The sequence below is a fragment of the Stenotrophomonas sp. YJH_SMC_46 genome, assembly GCF_059370315.1.
On sequence record NZ_JCAFTO010000003.1, the window covers coordinates 207,419 to 227,968 of the forward strand.

Here is a 20,550-nt window from a genome sequence, read left to right on the forward strand (position 1 = left end):
GCCAGCGGGATCACTGCGGCGCCGGCCGGCGCCTGGCCGGTCGTGCTGCTCATCGCAGCAGGGGCCTCTCGGCGTGCTCGATGAAGTCCAGCATCGCCTTTACGTCGTCGCTGTCACGCGCCTGCTCGGTCAGCTGCACCTTGGCCTCTGCCAGCGGCAGGCCCGCCACGTACAGCGTGCGGTAGGCACGCTTGATGGCCGAAATGCGGTCAGCGTCGAAGCCACGTCGCTTCAGGCCTTCGCTGTTGATGCCGCGCGGGCGTCCCAGCGAATCAGTACCGACCATGGTGAACGGCGGTACGTCACCATTGGTCAGCGCGCCCATGCCGAGGAAGGCATGCGCGCCGATCCGGCAGAACTGGTGGGCACCGGCGAAGCCGCTGATGATCACGTAGTCGCCCACGGTCACATGGCCGGCCAGGGTGGTGTTGTTGGAGAACACGCAGAAGTTGCCGACATGGCAGTCGTGCGCCACGTGCGTGTAGGCCAGCATCCAGTTGTCGTTGCCGATGGTGGTGATGCCGCCGCCGCCGCCGGTGCCACGGTTCAGGGTGACGAACTCGCGGAACACGTTGCGGTCGCCGATCACCAGTTCGGTGCGCTCGCCGCCGAACTTCTTGTCCTGCGGCTCGCCACCGATCGCGGCATGGCCGACGAAGCGGTTGTCGCGGCCGATCCGGGTCGGGCCGTGGATGCTGCAATGGGGGCCCACCACCGTACCGGCACCGATTTCAACGTCGGGGCCGATCAGGGTGAAGGCGCCCACCTGGACATCGTCGGCCAGGCGTGCGGCCGGGTCGATGACGGCGGTGGGGTGGATCCGCGGTGCGTTGTCAGTCATTGCTGCCTCCAGTGGATCAGCCCTTGGCGCCGGCACACATGACCTCGGCCGACGCGACGACTTCGCCGTTGACCTTGGCTTCGCCGTAGTACCAGCCCATGTTGCGGATCAGGCGCTTCATCTGCACGTCCAGCATCAGCACGTCGCCGGGGACGACCTGCTTGTTGAAGCGGGCGTTTTCCACCTTGACCATGTAGAACAGCTTGGACTGCGCATCGCGGCCAAGCGTGAGCTGGGTCATCACGCCGCCGGCCTGCGCCAGCGCTTCGATGATCAGCACGCCGGGCATGATCGGGCGGCCCGGGAAGTGGCCCTGGAAGAACGGCTCGTTGATGCTGACGTTCTTCTGCGCCAGGATCCGCTTGGCCTCGACGTCGAGTTCAAGCACCCGGTCCACCAGCAGGAACGGGTAGCGGTGTGGAAGCAGCTCCTGGATCTGGCAGACGTCGATCGGAAGCTGCAGCGAATCGTTCATTCTTTCTCCTTGCCAGCAGCCAGGACGCGGCGAGCCAATGCGTCCAGCTGCTTGAAACGCGCGGCGTTCTTGCGCCACGTACGGTTGTCGGTCAACGGGGTGCCGGATGAGTACTCGCCCGGCTCATGGATGGAATTGCGGACCACCGACTTGCCGGTGATCACGACCTTGTCGCAGATCTCGAGGTGGCCGACAACGCCGACGTGGCCGCCGAGCAGGCAATAGCGGCCGATCTTGGCGCTGCCGGCGATGCCGGTGCAACCGGCGATGGCCGAATGCGCACCGATCTGCACGTTGTGCGCGATCTGCACCAGGTTGTCCAGGCGCACGTCTTCGTCCAGCACGGTGTCTTCCAGCGCGCCACGGTCGACGCAGGTGTTGGCGCCGATTTCGCAATCGTCGCCGATGCGCACGCCGCCGAGCTGCGGCACCTTGATCCACTTGCCGGCGTCCATCGCCAGGCCAAAGCCGTCGGCGCCGAGCACGGCACCGGGATGCACGCGCACGCGCTTGCCCAGCCTGACCCGGGTGACCAGGGTGACCCGGGCGATCAGCTCACAGCCGGAATCCAGGCTGCAGTCCTCGCCGATCACGCTGCCGGCGCCGATGATGCAGTTCTCGCCGACCACGCTGCGCGGACCGACCGAGACGAACGGACCGATGTGCGCGCTGGCCGCAACCTGGGCACTGGGGTCGATCACCGCGCTGGGGTGGATGCCCGGCGGACGGGTCGGCGCGATGTCGAACAGCGCGGCGATCTTGGCGAAGGTGGTGTACGGGTCCTTGGCGACGAGCGCGGCGCCGGGAGCGGACTCGGCGTCTTCGGCACGCAGGACCACCAGCGAGGCCTGGCTGTCGGCCAGCTGGGCGCGGTAGCGTGGATTGGCGAGGAAGGTCAGCTGACCAGGACCGGCATGGGCGAGGGTAGCCACGCCATGGATGGCGGTGGCGGGGTCGCCATGGACCTGCAGGCCGAACTGCTCGGCGAGTTGCTGGGCGGTGTAGGTGGGAGTATTCACGGCGGGAGTTTAACGTGTGACGCCATTGCGGTCATGCGGGGTCAAAAGCGGTGCCTGCCTGATGTCCCGGGGTGATGGCGCAGGGGGCTGCTCAGGACACGCCGCAGACCCATCCCTGGGGGCTCGATGGCGCCTTGCTCGTGTGCGCTGTCCTGCGCACACGGCAAGACCGGGGTTGGGGGTCCTGCCCAACCCGCCCGAGGCATGCCTCGGGCCCATGGCGCCAACGGTCCTGGTCAGCCCCCTGCGCCATCACCAGATGATTTCACGCGAGCGCGGGAAGTAGCGGCGGCGAGCAAGTAAAACGAAAACGCCGGGCAATGCCCGGCGCTTCGCGCCCCGTCTGGTGGAGAGCCCCCCTTTGTTAAGGGGGGCGCGCCAGCGGCGCGGGGGATAGGTGAAATGCGCGGGCAATTCACCGGAGGTGGATCAGTTCTGAGGAACAGAGTTCCTCAGAACTGGCCACCGAACGTGAATTGCAGGCGCTCGATCTTGTCATCGTCTTCCTTCTTCAGCGGGAAGGCGTAGCTGATCGAGATCGGGCCGACCGGGGCGCGCCACAGCAGGGCCACACCGGTGGATACGCGCAGCTCGTTGGCCTTGAAGTTGTCCACGCCGGTATACACGTTGCCGAAGTCGACGAAGGCCGACACGCGCGCCGACGGGCTGTCGAACAGGCGCGGGAAGTAGGCCTCCACCGAGCCGACGGTCTTCAGCGAGCCACCCAGCGGCTGGCCTTCTGGGTAGCCGCGGGTAACTTCGCGCGGGCCGAGGGTGTTGTCCTCGAAGCCGCGTACCGAGTTGGTACCACCGGCGTAGAAGTTCTCGAAGAACGGCAGGCCGCTGGCGGTGACGGTGCGGGTGGTGCCATCCGGATTGGTCAGCGTACGGTTGTAGTCCTTGCCGTAGGCATCACCGTAGCCGATTTCGGCGCGGGTGTTGATCACCAGCGACGGCATGATCGGCCAGTACTTGCTGATCTGGTAGTTCAGCTTGTAGTACTCGATGGTCGAACCCGGCAGCGTGGTTTCCAGGCCCACGCGCTGGTAGGTACCGCGGGTCGGCATGAAGTAGTCGTTGCGCGAGTCGCGCGCCCAGCCCAGCTCGGTGCGCCAGGCATGGAAGGTGCGCTTACCGACGGCGTTGATGTAGTCGATGATCGACTGCGGGGTCGAGCCTTCGTAGGTGGTGATCTGGTTGCTGTCGATGCCGAACATCAGCGAGACGGTGTCGGTCTCGGTCAGCGGCACGCCGAACACCACCTGCGCGGCACCGTTGGTGCTGTTGTACTGCGCGGTGTTGAAGTCGGAGTAATCCAGTTCGCGCCAGGACAGGTTGTAGCCCAGCGACACGCCGTCATCGGTGAAGTACGGGTTGGTGTAGCTGAAACCGTAGCGCTGCAGGTAGCTGCTGCGCGAGGCTTCGACCGACACGCGGTTGCCGCCACCGAGGAAGTTGTTCTGCGACAGCTGCACCGACGTGGTCATGCCGTAGGACTGCGAGTAACCCAGGCCGAACACGAAGCTGCCCGAGGTGGTTTCCTTGACGTTGTAGACGACGTCGACCTGGTCGTTGCTGCCGCTGACGGCCGGGGTCTCGACGTCCACCGATTCGAAGTAGCCCAAGCGCTGCAGGCGGATCTTGGAACGATCGATCGCGGCCTGCGAGTACCAGCTGTTCTCGAACTGGCGCATTTCGCGACGCATCACTTCGTCGGACGTACGCGTGTTCCCGCGGAACAGGATGCGACGCACCGACACGCGCGGGCCGGGCACGACCTGCATGTTGATCGCCACGGTCTGCTCGGCGCGGTTGGTGGTCGGGATCGGGTTCACCTTGGCGAACGCGTAGCCGATGTTGGACAGCGAATTGGTGATGGTGTCCGAGCTGAACTCCAGCAGCGCACGCGAGAACGTATCGCCGGACTTCTGGATCACCATGCGCTCGACGTCCTCCTGCGGGAGGATGGTGTCGCCGCTGACCTTGATCTCGGAGATCTTGTACTGCGCACCCTCCGTCACGCCCGCGGTCAGGAACATGTCGCGCTTGTCGGGGCTGATCGAGACCTGGGTGGAATCGATGCTGAAATCGACGTAGCCGCGATCCAGGTACCAGGAGTTGAGCTTTTCCAGGTCGCCGGACAGTTTTTCCTTGGAGTACTGGTCGTCACGGCGGTACCACGACGCCCAGTTGTGCTCCTTGGACTCCCAGGTTTCCAGGATGTCCTTGCTCTCGAACTTTTCGGTGCCCACCAGGTTGACGTGGCGGATCTTGGCCGCCTTGCCTTCCTTGATGGCGATGGCGATGTCCACGCGGTTGCGGTCCAGCGGGCTCACCGTGGGGGTGATCTCGACGTTGTACTTGCCGCGGTCGTTGTACTGGCGGCGAAGTTCCTGGGTCACGCGGTCCAGGCTCAGCCGATCAAAGGTGCCGCCCTCGGTCAGGCCGATGTCGGACAGGCCCTTGAGCAGCTGCTCGGACTTGATGTCCTTGTTGCCGGTCACGGTCAGCTTGTTGATCGCCGGGCGTTCCTTGACGGTCACCACCAGGATGCTGCCCTGGCGGTCCAGCTGCACATCCTCGAAGAAGCCGGTCTTGTACAGGGCGCGGATCGTCTCGCCGACCTTGCTGTCGGTGACCGTCTCGCCACGTTCCACCGGCAGGTAGGTGAACACCGTGCCCGAGCTGATGCGCTGCAGGCCGTCGACGCGGATGTCGCTGACAGTGAAGGGCTCGGCTGCCTGGGCCAGGGCGGGGGCGCCGGTGACGGCGGCAAGGGCGAGGGCCAGCAGGCGGCGATTGGGGAGTCGCGTCATGTCACGTCCGGTAGGAAGGTCGATTTCATTGGTGCGGGATGCCGACGCTGTAGACGGCAACAACGTGGAAAAGTTCATCGCGGGACCAGGCCGAGGATGTCGTTGTAGAACGCCAACCCCATCAGCCCGGCCAGCAACGCCAGGCCGATGTACTGGCCGGCGGCGATGGCACGCTCGCTCAGCGGGCTGCCCTTGACCAACTCGATAAGGTAATACAGCAGGTGGCCGCCGTCCAAGATCGGGATCGGCAGCAGGTTGATGATGCACAGGCTGAGGGACAGCAGGGCAAGGAACTGCAGGAACCAGTCGAGGCCGCGCTTGGCCGAGACATTGGCCACCCGGGCGATGGTGACTGGCCCGGACACGTTCTGCAGCGAGGCCTTGCCGGTGACGATTCGGCCCATCATGCCCAGCGAATCTGCCGCCAGGCGGCCGGTTTCGCGCACAGCCACGGTGACCGCGTCGAGCGGGCCATAGCGAAGCAGGGTGTCGTAGGGAGGGCTGAACGAAGTCGGGAACTGCACGCCGATCTGCCAGGTCGGTTCACCCCTGGAATCCTTGCCCTCGCGCGGGGTGACTTCCAGCGCCAGGCGTTCACCGCCGCGCAGGACCTCGATCATGCCAGGGCCGCCGGCGCGGCCCAGCGTCTGGATCTCGCCGATGACCTGATCGGCACCATCGATGCGCTGGCCATCAATGGCCACGATCAGGTCCCCCGGCTGCAGCTGCCCGGCCACCACCGAATCCGGCGTCAGCGAGTCGACCAGCGCCGGCTGCAGCCACGACTGCCAGTACAGGCCGGCCAGGATCGGCACCCGCCGCTCATCGAAACCTGCCGGCAGCTGCGACAGCGGCAGAGTGCGCATGCGTACCTGGTCAGCCGTATCCAGCACCTCCAGCCTCACGTCGCGGCGGTCCATCGCGGCCGCGGTCAGCGCCATGCTGGCTTCACCGAGGGTAACGACCGGGCGCTCGTCCACGCGCAGCACGCGGTCACCGCTGGCCAGCCCGGCACTGGCAGCGATGCCGCTGACACGGCCGATCGTCGGCGAATAATCCTGCTTGCCGATCACGAACATCGCCCACAGCAGCAGGATGCACAGCAGCAGGTTGGCGATCGGGCCGGCGGCGACGATGGCAATGCGCTGCCAGACACTCTTGTGGTTGAAGGCCTGGCCGCGCTCGTGTGGGTGGACTTCAACCTCGCGCTCGTCGAGGAACTTCACGTAGCCGCCGAGCGGGATGGCGGCAATGGCGAACTCGGTGCCGTGCCTGTCCCGGCGTGACCACAGCGGCCGGCCGAAGCCGACCGAGAAGCGCAGGATCTTGACCCCGCACAGGCGCCCGACCCAGTAATGCCCGAACTCGTGGAACGTGACCAGCAGCCCGAGGCTGACAATCATCCACCAGACCGATCCGATGAAGTCAGTCATGCAGGCTCACAATGGCGGGCAGGGGCGGCGGCGTCATGCTGGGCGAGGCAGTCGTTCAGGCGGCGTCGATGGCGTTCAGGGTGAGCTGGCGTGCCCGCTGGTCGGCGGACAACAGGACCTGCAGTGTATCGGCTGGCTGGGTCGGCAGTGTTGAAAGAGCGTTAGCAACCAGCTTCGGGATGGTCAGGAAACCGATCCGGCCCTGAAGAAACGCTGAAACCGCCTCTTCATTGGCGGCGTTCAGCACGGCCGGTGCGGTGCCGCCGGCCTGCATGGCCTGCCAGGCCAGCGCCAGGCAGGGGAACGCGTCCGTGTCCGGGGCCTCGAAATCCAGTCGGCCCTGGGCCAGCAGATCCAGCCCGGCCACGCCCGATTCGATGCGTTGCGGCCAGCCCAGGCCAACGGCGAGGGTGGTCCGCATGTCCGGCAGGCCCATCTGTGCCAGGGTCGAACCGTCAACGAACTCGACCAGCGAATGGACCAGGCTCTGCGGGTGCACCAGCACGTCGATGCGCTCACCGGGGATGCCGAACAGGTGGTGGGCCTCGATGACTTCCAGGCCCTTGTTCATCAACGTCGCCGAATCGACCGAGATCTTCGGCCCCATCGACCATTTCGGGTGGGCAACGGCCTGGGCCGGGGTGACCTGGGCCAGTTCGTCGCGGCTGCGGCCACGGAATGGGCCGCCGGAGGCGGTCAGCAGGATCCGGCGCACGCCGGCGCCATCAACGCTGGCATCGCGTGAGCGCAGGCACTGGAAGATTGCGCTGTGTTCGCTGTCGATCGGGATGATCTCGGCGCCCGCGCGTTCAGCAGTGCGGGTCAGCAGCTCACCGGCCAGTACCAGTGATTCCTTGTTGGCCAGCAGGATGCGCTTGCCGGCGGCGGCTGCGGCCAGGGTGGAAGACAGCCCGGCCGCGCCAACGATCGCGGCGACCACGGTGTCGCAGGCGTCACTGGCGGCCAACTGGTCCAGCGCGGCATGGCCGGCATGCGCCTCGGTGGACAGCCCCGCATCGCGGAGGCCGTCGCGCAGTTCGGTGAACAGCGCTTCGTCGGCGATGACCGCGTGCGCTGGCCTGTGCTGGCGGCACAGTGCCAGCAGCGCCTGCACCTGGCGGCCGGCAGCGAGCACCGTGGCCTGGTAGCGGTGCGGGTGGCGGGCGATCACGTCCAGCGTGGAAGCACCGATCGAGCCGGTGGCGCCGAACACGGCGACCCGGCGCAGGTCTGCGACAGCATTCATGGTCAGAATCCGAAGATTTCCTTGCCGAGTGCGAACACCGGCACGGCAGCCAGGACACCGTCGACACGATCGAGCACACCACCATGGCCCGGAATCAGGTTTCCGGAGTCCTTGGCGCCGGCGTGGCGCTTGATCAGGCTTTCGAACAGGTCACCCAGCACCGAGGCGAACACGGCCACCACCGAGGTGATCAGCAGGCCTGGCAGGTGCCCGGCGTCGATGCCGGCCAGCCAGCCCAGGCCGAGGGCCACGGCGACACCGGCCAGCAGGCCGCCGAACAGGCCTTCCCAGGTCTTGTTGGGGCTGATCCGTGGGGCCAGCTTGTGCTTGCCGAAGTGACGACCGGCGAAATAGGCGCCCGAATCGGCCGCCCAGACCAGTGCCAGCGCAGCCAGCAGCCACAGGTGGCCCTGCCTGCCCGGCGGATCGCCGCCGGCATGGATCAGCACCAGCGCAGCCCAGGCCGGAACGATGGCCAGCGTACCGGCCAGCATCTTCACGATGCGCGAGGGTGCCGACGGCTGCGCACCGAAGTTGAAGAAGCGCAACCAGACCAGCGCGGCCAGCCACCAGGCCACGCCGGCCAGGGTGGTGATCTGGAACAGCACCAGCGTGCTGCCATCGGCCCAGACCAGCAGCACCATCAGCAGCAGGTTCAGTACCAGCAGCACGGTACGCGCCAGGGTGTCTTCGATGCCGGCCAGCTTCAGCCATTCCCACAGGCCGATCAGCAGCACCGCAGCGGCCGCCGCTGCCAGCCACTGGGTCGGCAGCAGCAGGATCGCGGCAATGGCGACCGGCGCCATGATCAGCGCGGCAAGGACTCGGATCTTGGTCATGGGCTGGAAGTCTCGGTGGCCAGTGCGGCGATCTGGGCGCTGGTCAGGCCGAAACGACGCTCACGTCTGCCATAGGCGTCCAGCGCCTGCTGCAGCTGCCCGGCATCGAAGTCCGGCCACAGGGCATCGGTGAACCACAGCTCGGTATAGGCCAGCTGCCACAGCAGGAAGTTGCTGATGCGGGTGTCGCCACCGGTGCGGATGAACAGGTCCGGCGGTGGCAGGTCGGCCAGGGCCACCTGGCTGCCCAGCAGCGATTCATCGATCTGCTCGGGCAGAAGGCGGCCGGCCGCCACTTCGACGGCCAGGGCGCGCGCGGCGCGGGCGATGTCCTGGCGGCCGCCGTAGCTGGCGGCGATCGACAGGGTCAGGGTGGTGTTGTCGGCGGTGCGCTGCTCGGCCAGCTGCATGCGGCTGACCAGCCCTGCACCGAAGCGCTCGCGTTCGCCGATGAAGCGAACGCGCACGCCACGCCGATGCAGCTCGTCCACTTCACGGTCGAGCGCGCCGAGGAACAGCTTCATCAGGGCATCGACTTCTTCCTGCGGCCGGCCCCAGTTCTCGCTGGAAAACGCGAACAGGGTCAGCGCCGGTATGCCCAGTTCAAGGCAGCGCTCGATGGTGCGGTTGACCGCGCGCGCGCCGGCCCGGTGGCCGATCACGCGCGGACGACGGCGCTGCTGTGCCCAGCGCCCATTGCCATCCATGATGATGGCGATGTGGCGGGGCAGGGCGGCCGGCAACGGAGGTGGGACTGAAGGCATCGACTTCAGACCGACAGCAGTTCTTTTTCCTTGTCGGCAACGACCTTGTCGACGTCCTTGATGTTGGTGTCGGTCAACTTCTGGATGTCGTCTTCACCGCGCTTCTTCTCGTCTTCGCTGATCGCCTTGTCCTTGACCAGCTTGGCGATTTCCTTGTTCGCGTCCTGGCGGATGTTGCGGATCGCGATCTTCGCGCCTTCGCCTTCCTTCTGCACCTGCTTGACCAGCTCCTTGCGGCGCTCTTCGGTCGGCGGCGGCATGTTGATGCGGATCGCAGTGCCCAGCGTGTTCGGGGTGAATTCGGCGTTGTAGAGACCCTTTTCGATCTCCTTGATCATGCCCTTGTCGAACGGCGTGACCAGCAGCGAGTGCGCGTCGGCGTTGGAGATCGACGCGACCTGGTTCAGTGGGGTGCTGGCGTTGCCATAGGCGCTGACCGTGACACGGTCCAGCAGGGCCGGGGTGGCGCGGCCGGTGCGGATCGAGGTGAGGGTGTGCTTCAGAGCGTCGATGCTCTTGGCCATGCGCGTCTGCGCGTTGTTCTTGATGTCGTTGAGCATCGCCGGGTCCTGGGTGTAACTGGAATCGGGCGATTATAGGCGAATACGGGACGCTGCCGGGCCTGAATCGGCCCGGAGCTCGCCTGGCGCTCAGGCTCAGGCCGGGTCGCGGCCCTGGACCAGGGTGCCGATGTTCGCGCCGCTGAGGATCTTCAGCAGCTCACCCGGCTGGCCCATGTCGAACACGCGCATCGGCAGGTCGCTGTCGCGGGCCAGCGCGAAGGCCGCCGTATCCATCACTTCCAGGCCGCGGCGGATGACTTCGTCGTAGCTCAGGCTGTCGAAGCGGACCGCGTCGCTGTGCTTGTTCGGGTCCTTGTCGTACACGCCATCGACCTTGGTGGCCTTCAGCAGCAGGTCGGCGCCGATCTCGATCGCGCGCAGCGCGGCGCCGGAGTCGGTGGTGAAGAACGGGCTGCCGACGCCAGCGGCGAAAATCACCAGGCGGCCCTTTTCCAGATGGCGGATGGCGCGGCGGCGGATGTAGTCCTCGCACACGTCGTTGATCTTGATCGCGCTCATCACGCGGGCCTTGGCGCCCAGTTTCTCGAGGGCGTCCTGCATGGCCAGGGCGTTGATGACCGTGGCCAGCATGCCCATCTGGTCGCCGGTGACCCGGTCCATGCCGCCAGCGGCCAGGCCGGCGCCGCGGAAGATGTTGCCGCCGCCGATCACCAGTGCCACTTCGGCACCGGCCTGCTGGGCTTCGATGACCTCACGGGCCAGGCGGTTGATGACCTTCGGGTCGATGCCGTAGTCCTCATCTCCCATCAGCGCCTCCCCGGACAGTTTCAGGAGGATGCGGCGATAGGCGAGCTTGGACATGGGGACCTCGGGTGCGTGGAAATCGCGGGGGATTCTACGCGCATGCGGCGTAGGGCCAAAGTGTTTTGTGCACTGCGGCGCGAAATCCTGCCATCCGCCCCGGTCATGCAGGGCGTCCCGTTCAGCCCAGCTCGGCGCCGGCGGTGGCTGAAAGCTCCTCGTGGCCGAGCGCACCGGGGGAGCGGGCGATCACCCGGTTACGGCCCAGGTTCTTCGAGCGGTACAGCACGTCGTCGGCGGCGCGCAGCAGGTCCTGCACGTCGGCAAAGCGCTCGTAGCCGCCCTGGGTAGCCACGCCGGCGGAGAAGGTGACGAACAGCGGCCCTCCCTCCAGTTCGGCCATCGGCGTGGCGACGATGTTGGCCAGTACGCGCCGGATTACGTCAAGGGCCACGGACTCACTGGTATTGGGCAGCAGCGCGACGAATTCCTCGCCGCCGAAGCGGGCCACGGTATCGCTATGGCGCAGCTGGCCCTGCAGCTTGCCGGCAAAGGCGCGCAGCACCTCGTCGCCGGTCAGGTGGCCGTGGGCGTCGTTGATCTTCTTGAAGTCATCCAGGTCGATGAAGGCCACCGACAGCGGCCAGCCCTGACGCCCGGCGCGCAGGAACTCCTGCTCGAGCACCGCCTCCAGCTGGCGCCGGTTGAGCACGCCAGTCAGGGCGTCGCGGTGGGCCTGGTCAGCCAGGCGCTTGGCCCGCGCCTCGAATTCGTCGGCGCGGCGGCGTGCCTGCTCGGCATCCTGCAGCTCGCGCAGGTTGCGCAGGGTGGCCAGCTCCTGCGCGTGGTCGATCAGCTCGCGGACCCGCGAGGGCGAGTTCAGGCCGGCCTCGAACAGGCTGGCGATATCCGGCAGGGCCTCGCTGATGCGGGTCAGCACCTGGTCGAAACGGGCGCTGTCGAGTTCCAGCCGCTCATGCACCTGGTGCAGGGCGCGCTCGCGGGCGGCATCGGCGTCATCGTCCAGCCAGATGTCGGCAACGGCGCCGGACAGCTGCACGCAGGCCTGGAACGGCGAATCGGCGGCGTCGTCGTCCTCGCTGTGGCTGATGCTCTCAACCAGATAGCGTGGCAGGCCCCATTGCTCGGCCACCCAGGCGCCGACATCGGCGTGGCTGCAGCCGAGCGCGTCGCGTTCGCGGGCGACCAGGTCCGTGTTGTCACGGGCTTCGCGCAGCAGCGGCAGGTAACGCTCCGATTCGGCCTGGGCCAGGCACAGCACGCCCAGGTCCTGCAGCAGCCCGGCCAGCATCAGTTCCTCCAGCCGGCGCAGGCCGCGGGCCTGGCCCAGCTGGCTGGCGGCCAGTGCACTGAGAATGCTGCGCTTCCACGCGCGCTGGCGCAGGTCGTGGTCGGCGCCTGCGCCGCCGGTCAGGCCCTGGGTGACGGTGAAACCCAGGGCAAGGCTGATTGTGGCGTTAAGGCCGAGCATGGTCAGTGCCTGGCCAAGGTTCTCGATGCGGCGGCGGCTGGCGTACAGCGGCGAATTGGCGATGCGCAGCATGCGAGCGCTCAGCGCCATGTCGATGGCGATGATGTCGGCGGCGGTGGCGATATCCGCTTCCGGGTCCTGTGCCAGCTCGATGATGCGCAGGGCAATACCGGGCGGCGAGGGCAGGTTGCGGCAGAGCGCCAGGGCAGCTGTCAGCTCGGGAGGCATGTCGGGTCGTTCAATTCCATTAGGACAAGAATACCTAGGAATGCATCACAGTCCGCGATTTTCCTTCCTGCTACGCGACTGTGGATTCCCTGCGCCGAGTATCGGCTTGATTCGCGCGCAACGCAAAGAGCCCTGATATCGGGCTGTGCCTGGCGTCAGTGCGCGCACCAACGGTGCCCACCCACCGATGCAGTGGGTACAAAAAAAGAGCCGCGGTTTCCCGCGGCTCCTTCTGGTCGCTTCACAGCCGGAGGGCTGGAATCAGACCTGCATCGCCTTGGCAACTTCGGCGGCGTAGTCTTCCACCACCTTCTCGATGCCTTCGCCGACGATCAGCAGCTTGAAGCCAGCCACATCGGCGCCAGCGGCCTTGACCACCTGCTCGACGGTGGTGTCGCCCAGCACGTAGGTCTGGCCGTACAGGGTCACGTCGCTGACGATCTTGTTGATCTTGCCGCTGATGATCTTTTCCAGGATCTCGGCCGGCTTGGCCTTGTCCTTCTCGGACATCTTGGCCAGCTCGATTTCCTTTTCCTTTTCGACGAAGTCGGCCGGAACGTCCGCAGCCTTGTTGTGCGGCGGCTTCAGCGCGGCCACGTGCATGGCCAGGCCGCGGGCCAGCTCGACGTCGCCGCCGATCAGGTCAACCAGCACGCCGACCTTGCCGTTGGTGTGGACGTAGGCGCCGATGTTGCCGGTGGTGTCGACCTTGACCATGCGGCGGATCTGGATGTTCTCACCCAGGGTCTGCACGGCGGTGGCGCGGGCTTCTTCAACGGTGCGGCCATCGGCCAGCGTGGCAGCCTTCACGGCTTCCACGTCGTTGGCGCCCGATGCCAGGGCGGCAGCGGCGACGGCGTTGACGAAGGTCTTGAAGTTGTCGTCGTTGGCGACGAAGTCGGTTTCCGAGTTGACTTCGACCAGCACGGCCTTGCCGCCATCCTGGGCCAGGCCCAGGCGGCCTTCGGCGGCCACGCGGTCAGCCTTCTTGTCGGCCTTGGCAGCGCCGGACTTGCGCATGGCTTCAGCAGCGGCGTTGATGTCGCCGTTGGCTTCGGTAAGCGCCTTCTTGCATTCCATCATGCCGGCGCCGGTGCGCTCGCGCAGTTCCTTGACCAGGGAAGCAGTGATTTCCACGGGATTACCTCACGAAAGAAAGGGGTTGGGCCGGCATGGTGGCCGGCCCGTGTGACACGGTCCTGTCACGCGCCAAGGGCTGCGTGCAGGAGGGTGGACGCCGGGCGTCCACCCTGTGGCCTGGATCAGGCCTGGGCGTCGTCGCCCTTCTTGGCAGCCTTCTTGGCCGGAGCGCGGCGGGCCGGCTTCTCTTCGCCTTCGGCAGCGGCTTCAGCGAACTCTTCCTCACGCACCGAAGCGGCGTGCGGAGCAGCAGCCTTGCCTTCCAGCACGGCGTCGGCAGCGGCGCGGGCGTACAGCTGCACAGCGCGGATGGCGTCGTCGTTGCCCGGGATGGCGTAATCAACCAGTTCCGGGTTGTAGTTGGTGTCGACCACGGCGATGACCGGGATGCCCAGCTTCTTGGCTTCCTTGATCGCGATGTCTTCGTGGCCGATGTCGATCACGAAGATCGCGTCCGGCAGGCGGTTCATGTCCTTGATGCCGCCCAGCGAGGCTTCCAGCTTGTCGCGCTCGCGACGCAGGCCCAGCACTTCGTGCTTGACCAGCTTCTCGAAGGTGCCGTCGGTTTCACCGGCTTCCAGTTCCTTCAGGCGGGCAACCGACTGCTTGACGGTACGGAAGTTGGTCAGGGTGCCGCCCAGCCAGCGCTGGTTCATGAACGGCATGCCGCAACGCTCGGCTTCTTCCTTGATGGTTTCGCGGGCGCTGCGCTTGGTGCCCAGGAACAGGACGGTGCCGCGCTTCTGGGCAACCGACGAGATGAAGTTCATCGCGTCATTGAACAGCGGGACGGTCTTTTCCAGGTTGATGATGTGGATCTTGCCGCGGGCGCCGAAGATGTACGGAGCCATCTTGGGGTTCCAGTAGCGGGTCTGGTGGCCGAAGTGGACGCCGGCTTCCAGCATCTGACGCATGGTGACCTGGGGCATTGCAATACTCCTGATATGGAACCAGCGATTCCGCCCGCGGGAATAGGTATGCGGGACGCGTGGAAGCGCGATCGGTTCCGGGGTTGGGCTTCCCTGTTGCCTCCGTGGCCGAACTCCTTGCGGAGCACCCCGGCACGGATGGGGGCAGCAGGTGTGGATTCACCGGTGACGTCCGGTGTGGACGGGTTCCCGCGCACGCAGGCGGCAGGAATCCGGACGATTATAGCTCGCTGCGGGCGCTCGCTGCAATTGCGGGGTCAGATGCGGCCAGATCGACCTCGCGGCCGTCCTGCAGGCGTGCCCGGAAGCGGCCACCTGCGTAACTGTCCGCGCGGGCGGGCAGGGGCCAGCGTCGTTCATGGCCGGCGAGGATGTAGCCGGCCAGCCCGCCCACCAGCACTGTCGATTGGCCGTCCGCCGCGATGAAGCGCAGGTCGTGCAGGCGGCCGTGCAGCGTACCGCAGTTGCTGAGTCGCAACGCAGGCTGCGACCCCAGGGCCTCGATCCGACCCTGCAGGCGGGCGTGCAGCACTGGCGCCGCGGCGCCCCGGAACAGCGGTAGCGAGTAGCGCGGCAGCCCTGCCAGCGCCGGCGTCAGCACGATCCTGTAGGCCTGTTCACCCATTGCCGCGGCCGGATCGCGTGGCAGCAGCCAGACGCGCTGCGTACCGCCCGGGGCGAGATCCAGCCGCGCCGGGCTGACCCGGATCTGGTCGCTGGGCTGCAGTCGTTCGGCGTCCAGCTGCTGATCCCAGGCCAGCACCTGCACGTGGCCCTGCCAGCGGCCGGGCCCGGGATTGCGTAGCCACAGCTCGGAGCGGCCGCCTTCGGCCGGCAGCTGCAGGGTGGTAGGCAACACCTCAAGCGCCGCAGCCGGCTGCGCCAGCAGTGCAAGCAGGATCAGCAGCGCGCGCATCAGTAGATGAGGGTCACGGCGGGTGTTGCGTTCTCGTCCGTCGCCGGTGGTGCGAGCTCGCGCACCTGGGATGGCAGCTGGGGTGTATCGCTGCGCTGGTGCGGCGCCGTACAGCGCGCGCCACCGGTGTCGTCGCTGCAGGAGTCGACCACGGTCAGCCGGATCTGCAGGGAGCTGCTGGGTTCGGCCAAGGCCGGCGTACTGGCGACCAGCATCGCCGCGATCGAAAATGTGCGAACCACCTGCCATCCACCATGCTGAAAGACTTGCTGCGCGGTATCGGCGGGATGTGCCGGAACTGTAGCGCCGAGCCGGCGCTCGGCACGGCCTTCGTCCGGTGGGTGCCGACCGTTGGTCGGCACGCCGGTCAATAGGTGATCGTCACCGTCACCAGGTCGTTGTAGGTACCAGCCGGGGGCTGGCCGGTGACCGGCGGCACCCGGCCGTAGATGGTCAGCTGCTGTGCGCTGCCGGTGCCGGTGCCGCTGGCCGTGTCGACAGTCAACGTATTGCCCCAGCGCAGGCTCCGAGCCGAGTCCCGGTACAGCTCGTAGGGAAGGTAGTAGGTACTGCCGCCGATGGTGGTGGCCATGCGGCGGATGCTGGTCGCGGCAGGGTTGTTCCGGCCGTTGTTGAGTCCGACCTGGAAGGCGGTGTTCTTCAGGCAGGTCAGTGTCAGCGTGGCGGTCCGGTCGATGTTGGCGGGAATGCCGCCGGTGACGTTGCCGAAGTTCATGTCGGTGGTGACGTAGCTGCCGCACTGCGGCAGCACATTGGCGGTGGCGGTGAAACTGAAGGCTGCGCTTGCGCTGTTGGTGCCGGTGGCGCCGCCGTTGCAGGTGGCGGGCACTGTGGCATTGCCGAGCAGGACCTCGTTCCAGGCCCAGGTCAACACCACGTCGGCGCCGCTGAAGGTGCTGCTGTAGGCGCCGGAGGCCAGGATCTGGTTGGCCGGAATCTGCCCGAACAGCTGCACGGACTGCGCACCGCTGCCGCCGGCGACCAGCGGCACGCTGTAGGTCATGGTCAGTTCCTGTGCCGGGGGCGTGCCGCGCGGGACCAACCCCGTCACCTGGCTGAAGTTCGAGGAGTTGTAGAGCTGGAAGTTCATGCTGTCGCTGCTGCTGGTCTTCATCGTCCGCCAGCTTGAACTGCTGCCGCCACCACTGCCTGCGCCGATGCCGACGCAGACGCGCACACCGGTTGTGGCCAGCGCGCTCAGCGCGGCGGTGGTGCATGTCACCGTGATGTTGAGGTTGGCCGTGCTCGGGCCAGGCGCATTGCTGTTGATGTTGCCGAACGGCAGCGTTGGATTGGCGACCGCGGTGCAGACCGCGACGGCGCGGGCCGGTGCTGCCGCCAGCAGGCCAGCGAACAGCAGCAGGCCGAGCAGCAACGTCCTCATGGCGCCACCTCCGGAATGCACTGCAGCGGCGCCGGTTTCGGCCGCGCGCCGGTCGCCACCACCCTGGGCGGGTCGGGGACCTTCACCCGGCAGGGGCCGCGGCTGGTGGTGACGTACAGCACGCTGCCGGCGGCAACGTCTTCCAGGTACAGCAGGCCGTCATAGCCGACCGTGGCCTGGCGGCCATCGGGCAGCTGCACCTCGCTGCCCACCTCCAGCGGCTGCCCGTCCATTGCCAGCAGGGTCAGGCTCAGCGACGGTCGCGAGCGCAGCTCGAAGGCAATCCGGGTGCCGGCGCGCTGGCGAGGCGTCACCCAATCCTCGATGCGGTCGGCACGCATGTCCTCGGGCAGGTCCAGGGTATCGATCGAGACACGATTACGCTGCCAGGACAGCAACGGGCTGACCAGCAGCAGGCCGCGATCATCGGTGACGCCGATCAGGCGGTTTTCCAGCCGCACCGGCACGCCGCCGACGCCACTGGTGCTGATCACCGCGAACGCGTCCGACACTTCGCGCGTGACGAAGGTGTGACCACCCATCCACACCACGCTGCCGCTGGCGCTGGCGTAGGCATAGTTCAGCCCGCCCTGGCGCGAGGCGCCGAACGAATAGCGGCCGGTATCGTTGAGGATGCCGACCTCGGCCAGGCCGCCATTGCCGTCCTCGCCATGGCGCAGCTGTGCGCGCCAGCCGACGCCGCCGGCACTGCCATCGCCGGGCACCGGCTGGGTCACGTCCGCGACCCAGCTCTGGCTGTCGCCGTTGCGTTGGCTCGAGAGGCTGGCCTGGCGGTTGTTGCCCAGGCTGGCGGTCAGCGACAGGTAGATGCTGCGGTCGTCGCTGTGGTCCAGGTTCTGGTTCAGCGACAGGTAGGCCGACCAGCGCTGGCTCCAGCTGCGCGACCAGAACAGGCTGGCGTAGCGGTTGTCGTCGCCGTCGGGGTAGCGCAGGCGCAGGTAGCTTGCGCTGAGCGTGCCCAGCCGCAGCAGCTCCAGGCCGAGGGTGGCCTGCTCGCTGATGCTCGGTGGCAGGTTGCCCTGCAGTGCGCCCAGGTCGCGGTAGTCGCCGTGGCTGCGCACGCTGCGCAGATTGACGTTGAAGCGGCGGTTGTTCCAGCTGTAGCCCAGCGCCCATTGCCCGCCCTGCAGCCCGTGGTAATCACTGCGTGCATAGGCCGCATTGAACACGCCGGCAGCGCCGAGCAGCCACCAGCCGCCGATGCCGGCCTGGGCCAGGCCGCCGCCGCCTTCGGCATGCGCCTCGCCAGTGAAGGCATCGCTGATGCCGCCGCGCCAGCTGGCACTGGCCACCGTGCGATCGTCGTAGCCGAAGGAGCGCTGGCCGAAGTCCTCGCGCAGCTGGCCGACGCCGACCGACCAGTCCGAAAGGCCCTTGGCCAGCAGTTGCTGGGTGCCATAGAAACTGAAATCCAGTGTCTGCATGCGGCCGAACGCATCGGTTACCACCACCTGCGCGATGCCGGTGCCGCTGATACCAGGCTGTGCCGCCAGCTGGAACGGACCGACCGGGACCTGTCCGCTGTACTGGCGCAGGCCATCCACGTACAGCTCGACCGTGGAGGGCACCACGGCCTGGCCGAGGAAGCTCGGCGTGGGCGTCAGTACGCGATAGGGCTGCAGCCCGTAGTTGCGACCGATCTGCACGCCACCCAGGCGCACTGGCCGGGTCCAGTCGACGAAGCCGCTGTAGAAGTCGCCGACCTCCAGCGTCGTTGCGCTGTCGGGGAAGTCCAGGCTCCAGCGGGTGTCCAGGCGCACGCTTTCGCCGCGCCAACGGCGATCACCGGGTTGCTGGTAGCGGCGGCTGATGGCGGTGTTCTCAAAAGTCCCGTTGCCGATGCCGAACACGCGCAGCTCCGAGCTCAGGCTGAGGTTGCCGAGCGTGTCCACCCGGCTGCCGTATACGTCGTAGTTGAGCAGCACGCCCGGCGAGGCAGTGCCAGTCGGCGCACGCGCCTGCGGCCGGCTGAGCACCGTGGTCGGCAGGGTCAGCTGGTCCAGCGGCACATCCAGCGCCAGGGTCTGCATGTGCGCGTCGTAGCGCACCACCGCGCCACTGATCTGGTCCAGGTAGACCGGTACCTCGCCGCTGGCATTGAAGCCGAGCTGGCGCAACACCTCGGGGCTGGCCTGAAGCCGGCCGCGGTTCTCGATGAACGGCAGCAGGCCGCGTGGCGTGCTGTTGAGCGACACATCCAGGTACAGCGTCTGGCTGGCGGTCAGTGGGGTCGGGGGCGGCAGGGTGGCATCGGCCGACACGCCGGAGACATCAACGGCCGCGCCGGACGCATCGGCGGCCTCGGTCGCCGCGGGAGCCAGGGCAGCCAGCAACGCGCCCATCAAGGCCTCAGCGAGCCGGTGGGGGCGACAGTGGCGTCTGTTCCGACTCGCCATTGAGCTTGGCCGTGATCTGGTCGTTGTCGCGGTCGATCGCCACGCGCTCGATCGGCCAGCGCATCACCTGGCCCGGCAGCACGTAGCCCAGCAATCCGGGATGGACGATGCGCGGACGCGTGGCGCTGCCCAGCGCAAGATCGGCGATCTGCGCGTAGCTGTCACCCGTATTGGCCACCTCCACGCCATTGCGGCCATCCGCCAGTGTCACCAGGCGAGCCTGCAACTGTGGGGCGAGGGCGCCGGCCGAAGGCTGCACGAACACGGGGATCGAATAGCGCAGGACGAACTGCATGCCCTCGGCACGCGTGGCCAGGTCCGGGATCTGGTCCACGATCAACCGGTAGTGCCGTTGTGCAGGCGGTGGCTCGTTGTCCGGACGCATCACCCGCACCAGTTGCTGCTGGCCCGCAGCCAGTTCCTGCATGGGCGGTGTGGCCATCAGCTCATCGGTGGGCAGCAGCCGTTCCTGGCCGTCCTGCTGCACCCAGCGGAACACGCGCACCTGCAGCTTCACCGGCGCGGTGCCGCTGTTGGTCAGCCATAGCTCAGCCGCACGCTGGCTCGCCTCCAGCTGCAGGCTGGTCGGCGCGACCTGCAGGCTGGTGGCGCCGGCGGTGGCGGTGGCCAGCAGGCACAGGGCGAGCAGCGCCACGCCGGTGGCGCGCCACGGGCGGGGTCCGGCCATGCGGGCGTGCTCCATCAATAGGTGATCGTGGCGGTAACCGTATCCAGGTAGCTGCCTGTGGCCGGGTTGTTGGTGCTCAGGTTCAGGATCTGGCCGTAGACAACGTACGGCACGGCCAGGCCGGTGCCGATGCCGGCCTGGGTATTGGTGCCGGTTGTGGATCCCCAGACCAGGGTATGCGCGGCATCCTGGTAGAGCTGGTAGCCGACATAGTTGTTGGCGGTCACGGCGGCATTGGTGTTCTTCATGCGCCGCGTGGTGACGTCGTTGGCGGTGCCCGCGTTGGCGCCCGCATTCAGCGCGATCGTGTACGGCGTCAGCGCCGAGCACTGCGCGGTGACCGTGCCCTGGCCGAGGGTGGGCGTGGCGGTGGTCGACGCCGCCGTGCCGAAGTCGACGTTGGTAGCGGCCGCGGCCGTGATGGTGCAGGCCTTGGTGACCACCAGCGTGACGTTGAAGGTGGTGGTATCTGCGGCCAGGGCCGGGCTGGACAGCAGGAGGCCGGCGAAGGCCCAGGCAAGCGGAGAACGAAGCGCGGATCGCATGGACAACCTCCCTGACCCGAAGGTCCGTTGAA

General features: G+C 67.1%; 19 protein-coding genes. 1 reads left to right on the forward strand and 18 read right to left on the reverse strand.

What is annotated here, in order from left to right:
* Window positions 1-49: 49 nt before the first annotated feature.
* The 14 genes from lpxA to AC5P8C_RS10425 form a co-directional block, all read right to left on the reverse strand.
* A complete protein-coding gene (lpxA, locus tag AC5P8C_RS10360; RefSeq protein ID WP_005415844.1) occupies window positions 50-841 on the reverse strand; it encodes an acyl-ACP--UDP-N-acetylglucosamine O-acyltransferase in 792 nt (263 codons plus the stop codon).
* 16 nt (window positions 842-857) lie between these two features.
* Window positions 858-1,316 (reverse strand): 3-hydroxyacyl-ACP dehydratase FabZ, encoded by a 459-nt coding sequence (fabZ, locus tag AC5P8C_RS10365; RefSeq protein WP_005415845.1) that lies wholly within the window; start codon window positions 1,314-1,316, stop codon window positions 858-860.
* Window positions 1,313-2,335 carry a UDP-3-O-(3-hydroxymyristoyl)glucosamine N-acyltransferase gene (gene lpxD, locus AC5P8C_RS10370; RefSeq protein ID WP_495218706.1) on the reverse strand — a complete coding sequence of 341 codons (1,023 nt, stop codon included), beginning with the start codon at window positions 2,333-2,335 and terminating at the stop codon, window positions 1,313-1,315. The genes fabZ and lpxD overlap by 4 nt, the downstream gene beginning before the upstream one ends.
* A gap of 452 nt (window positions 2,336-2,787) precedes the next feature.
* The gene (gene bamA / locus AC5P8C_RS10375; RefSeq protein WP_495218708.1) at window positions 2,788-5,151 is read right to left on the reverse strand and encodes an outer membrane protein assembly factor BamA; all 2,364 of its coding nucleotides are present in this window, start codon (window positions 5,149-5,151) and stop codon (window positions 2,788-2,790) included.
* A 74-nt stretch (window positions 5,152-5,225) separates the two neighbouring features.
* Window positions 5,226-6,584, reverse strand: a complete 1,359-nt coding sequence (gene rseP / locus AC5P8C_RS10380; RefSeq protein WP_495218710.1) for an RIP metalloprotease RseP — start codon at window positions 6,582-6,584, stop codon at window positions 5,226-5,228.
* Between the two features lie 55 nt (window positions 6,585-6,639).
* Window positions 6,640-7,830 carry a 1-deoxy-D-xylulose-5-phosphate reductoisomerase gene (locus AC5P8C_RS10385; RefSeq protein WP_233653058.1) on the reverse strand — a complete coding sequence of 397 codons (1,191 nt, stop codon included), beginning with the start codon at window positions 7,828-7,830 and terminating at the stop codon, window positions 6,640-6,642.
* A 2-nt stretch (window positions 7,831-7,832) separates the two neighbouring features.
* Window positions 7,833-8,669: a phosphatidate cytidylyltransferase gene (locus AC5P8C_RS10390; RefSeq protein ID WP_019659125.1), complete on the reverse strand. Its 837-nt coding sequence runs from the start codon at window positions 8,667-8,669 to the stop codon at window positions 7,833-7,835.
* The gene (gene uppS / locus AC5P8C_RS10395; RefSeq protein ID WP_019659124.1) at window positions 8,666-9,433 is read right to left on the reverse strand and encodes a polyprenyl diphosphate synthase; all 768 of its coding nucleotides are present in this window, start codon (window positions 9,431-9,433) and stop codon (window positions 8,666-8,668) included. The genes AC5P8C_RS10390 and uppS overlap by 4 nt, the downstream gene beginning before the upstream one ends.
* Window positions 9,434-9,438: 5 nt before the next feature.
* Window positions 9,439-9,993 carry a ribosome recycling factor gene (gene frr / locus AC5P8C_RS10400; protein WP_019659123.1) on the reverse strand — a complete coding sequence of 185 codons (555 nt, stop codon included), beginning with the start codon at window positions 9,991-9,993 and terminating at the stop codon, window positions 9,439-9,441.
* Window positions 9,994-10,089: 96 nt separating this feature from the next.
* Window positions 10,090-10,818 carry a UMP kinase gene (gene pyrH, locus AC5P8C_RS10405; protein WP_019659122.1) on the reverse strand — a complete coding sequence of 243 codons (729 nt, stop codon included), beginning with the start codon at window positions 10,816-10,818 and terminating at the stop codon, window positions 10,090-10,092.
* Window positions 10,819-10,939: 121 nt separating this feature from the next.
* Window positions 10,940-12,478 carry a sensor domain-containing diguanylate cyclase gene (locus tag AC5P8C_RS10410; RefSeq protein WP_495218712.1) on the reverse strand — a complete coding sequence of 513 codons (1,539 nt, stop codon included), beginning with the start codon at window positions 12,476-12,478 and terminating at the stop codon, window positions 10,940-10,942.
* 261 nt (window positions 12,479-12,739) lie between these two features.
* On the reverse strand, window positions 12,740-13,615 hold the full coding sequence (gene tsf, locus AC5P8C_RS10415; RefSeq protein WP_019659120.1) for a translation elongation factor Ts: 876 nt from the start codon (window positions 13,613-13,615) through the stop codon (window positions 12,740-12,742).
* 125 nt (window positions 13,616-13,740) lie between these two features.
* Complete coding sequence (gene rpsB, locus AC5P8C_RS10420; protein ID WP_005408748.1) at window positions 13,741-14,547, reverse strand: 30S ribosomal protein S2; 807 nt, start codon at window positions 14,545-14,547, stop codon at window positions 13,741-13,743.
* Window positions 14,548-14,767: 220 nt separating this feature from the next.
* Entirely contained in the window at window positions 14,768-15,463 is a 696-nt protein-coding gene (locus tag AC5P8C_RS10425) for a fimbrial biogenesis chaperone (protein WP_019659118.1), read from the reverse strand.
* 6 nt (window positions 15,464-15,469) lie between these two features.
* On the opposite strand from AC5P8C_RS10425, the gene AC5P8C_RS10430 reads away from it, so the two are divergent.
* On the forward strand, window positions 15,470-15,724 hold the full coding sequence (locus AC5P8C_RS10430) for a hypothetical protein (RefSeq protein WP_164143964.1): 255 nt from the start codon (window positions 15,470-15,472) through the stop codon (window positions 15,722-15,724).
* A 106-nt stretch (window positions 15,725-15,830) separates the two neighbouring features.
* On the opposite strand, the gene AC5P8C_RS10435 is transcribed toward AC5P8C_RS10430, so the two are convergent.
* The 4 genes from AC5P8C_RS10435 to AC5P8C_RS10450 are packed head-to-tail and all read right to left on the reverse strand — an operon-like array spanning window position 15,831 to window position 20,518.
* The gene (locus AC5P8C_RS10435; RefSeq protein ID WP_019659116.1) at window positions 15,831-16,868 is read right to left on the reverse strand and encodes a Csu type fimbrial protein; all 1,038 of its coding nucleotides are present in this window, start codon (window positions 16,866-16,868) and stop codon (window positions 15,831-15,833) included.
* Entirely contained in the window at window positions 16,865-19,231 is a 2,367-nt protein-coding gene (locus AC5P8C_RS10440) for a fimbria/pilus outer membrane usher protein (protein ID WP_495218714.1), read from the reverse strand. The genes AC5P8C_RS10435 and AC5P8C_RS10440 overlap by 4 nt, the downstream gene beginning before the upstream one ends.
* 7 nt (window positions 19,232-19,238) lie before the next feature.
* Complete coding sequence (locus tag AC5P8C_RS10445; protein WP_495218716.1) at window positions 19,239-19,988, reverse strand: fimbrial biogenesis chaperone; 750 nt, start codon at window positions 19,986-19,988, stop codon at window positions 19,239-19,241.
* The gene (locus tag AC5P8C_RS10450; protein WP_019659113.1) at window positions 19,988-20,518 is read right to left on the reverse strand and encodes a Csu type fimbrial protein; all 531 of its coding nucleotides are present in this window, start codon (window positions 20,516-20,518) and stop codon (window positions 19,988-19,990) included. Before AC5P8C_RS10450 ends, AC5P8C_RS10445 begins: the two co-directional genes overlap by 1 nt.
* Window positions 20,519-20,550: the final 32 nt, after the last annotated feature.

What these genes read in the sequence shown, in the direction of transcription:
- lpxA (WP_005415844.1), bottom strand. Translation starts at nt 841, where the DNA reads ATGACTGACAACGCACCGCGGATCCACCCCACCGCCGTCATCGACCCG.
- fabZ (WP_005415845.1), bottom strand. Translation starts at nt 1,316, where the DNA reads ATGAACGATTCGCTGCAGCTTCCGATCGACGTCTGCCAGATCCAGGAG.
- bamA (WP_495218708.1), bottom strand. Translation starts at nt 5,151, where the DNA reads ATGACGCGACTCCCCAATCGCCGCCTGCTGGCCCTCGCCCTTGCCGCC.
- rseP (WP_495218710.1), bottom strand. Translation starts at nt 6,584, where the DNA reads ATGACTGACTTCATCGGATCGGTCTGGTGGATGATTGTCAGCCTCGGG.
- AC5P8C_RS10385 (WP_233653058.1), bottom strand. Translation starts at nt 7,830, where the DNA reads ATGAATGCTGTCGCAGACCTGCGCCGGGTCGCCGTGTTCGGCGCCACC.
- AC5P8C_RS10390 (WP_019659125.1), bottom strand. Translation starts at nt 8,669, where the DNA reads ATGACCAAGATCCGAGTCCTTGCCGCGCTGATCATGGCGCCGGTCGCC.
- uppS (WP_019659124.1), bottom strand. Translation starts at nt 9,433, where the DNA reads ATGCCTTCAGTCCCACCTCCGTTGCCGGCCGCCCTGCCCCGCCACATC.
- frr (WP_019659123.1), bottom strand. Translation starts at nt 9,993, where the DNA reads ATGCTCAACGACATCAAGAACAACGCGCAGACGCGCATGGCCAAGAGC.
- pyrH (WP_019659122.1), bottom strand. Translation starts at nt 10,818, where the DNA reads ATGTCCAAGCTCGCCTATCGCCGCATCCTCCTGAAACTGTCCGGGGAG.
- AC5P8C_RS10410 (WP_495218712.1), bottom strand. Translation starts at nt 12,478, where the DNA reads ATGCCTCCCGAGCTGACAGCTGCCCTGGCGCTCTGCCGCAACCTGCCC.
- rpsB (WP_005408748.1), bottom strand. Translation starts at nt 14,547, where the DNA reads ATGCCCCAGGTCACCATGCGTCAGATGCTGGAAGCCGGCGTCCACTTC.
- AC5P8C_RS10425 (WP_019659118.1), bottom strand. Translation starts at nt 15,463, where the DNA reads ATGCGCGCGCTGCTGATCCTGCTTGCACTGCTGGCGCAGCCGGCTGCG.
- AC5P8C_RS10430 (WP_164143964.1), top strand. Translation starts at nt 15,470, where the DNA reads ATGAGGGTCACGGCGGGTGTTGCGTTCTCGTCCGTCGCCGGTGGTGCG.
- AC5P8C_RS10435 (WP_019659116.1), bottom strand. Translation starts at nt 16,868, where the DNA reads ATGAGGACGTTGCTGCTCGGCCTGCTGCTGTTCGCTGGCCTGCTGGCG.
- AC5P8C_RS10440 (WP_495218714.1), bottom strand. Translation starts at nt 19,231, where the DNA reads ATGGGCGCGTTGCTGGCTGCCCTGGCTCCCGCGGCGACCGAGGCCGCC.
- AC5P8C_RS10445 (WP_495218716.1), bottom strand. Translation starts at nt 19,988, where the DNA reads ATGGAGCACGCCCGCATGGCCGGACCCCGCCCGTGGCGCGCCACCGGC.
- AC5P8C_RS10450 (WP_019659113.1), bottom strand. Translation starts at nt 20,518, where the DNA reads ATGCGATCCGCGCTTCGTTCTCCGCTTGCCTGGGCCTTCGCCGGCCTC.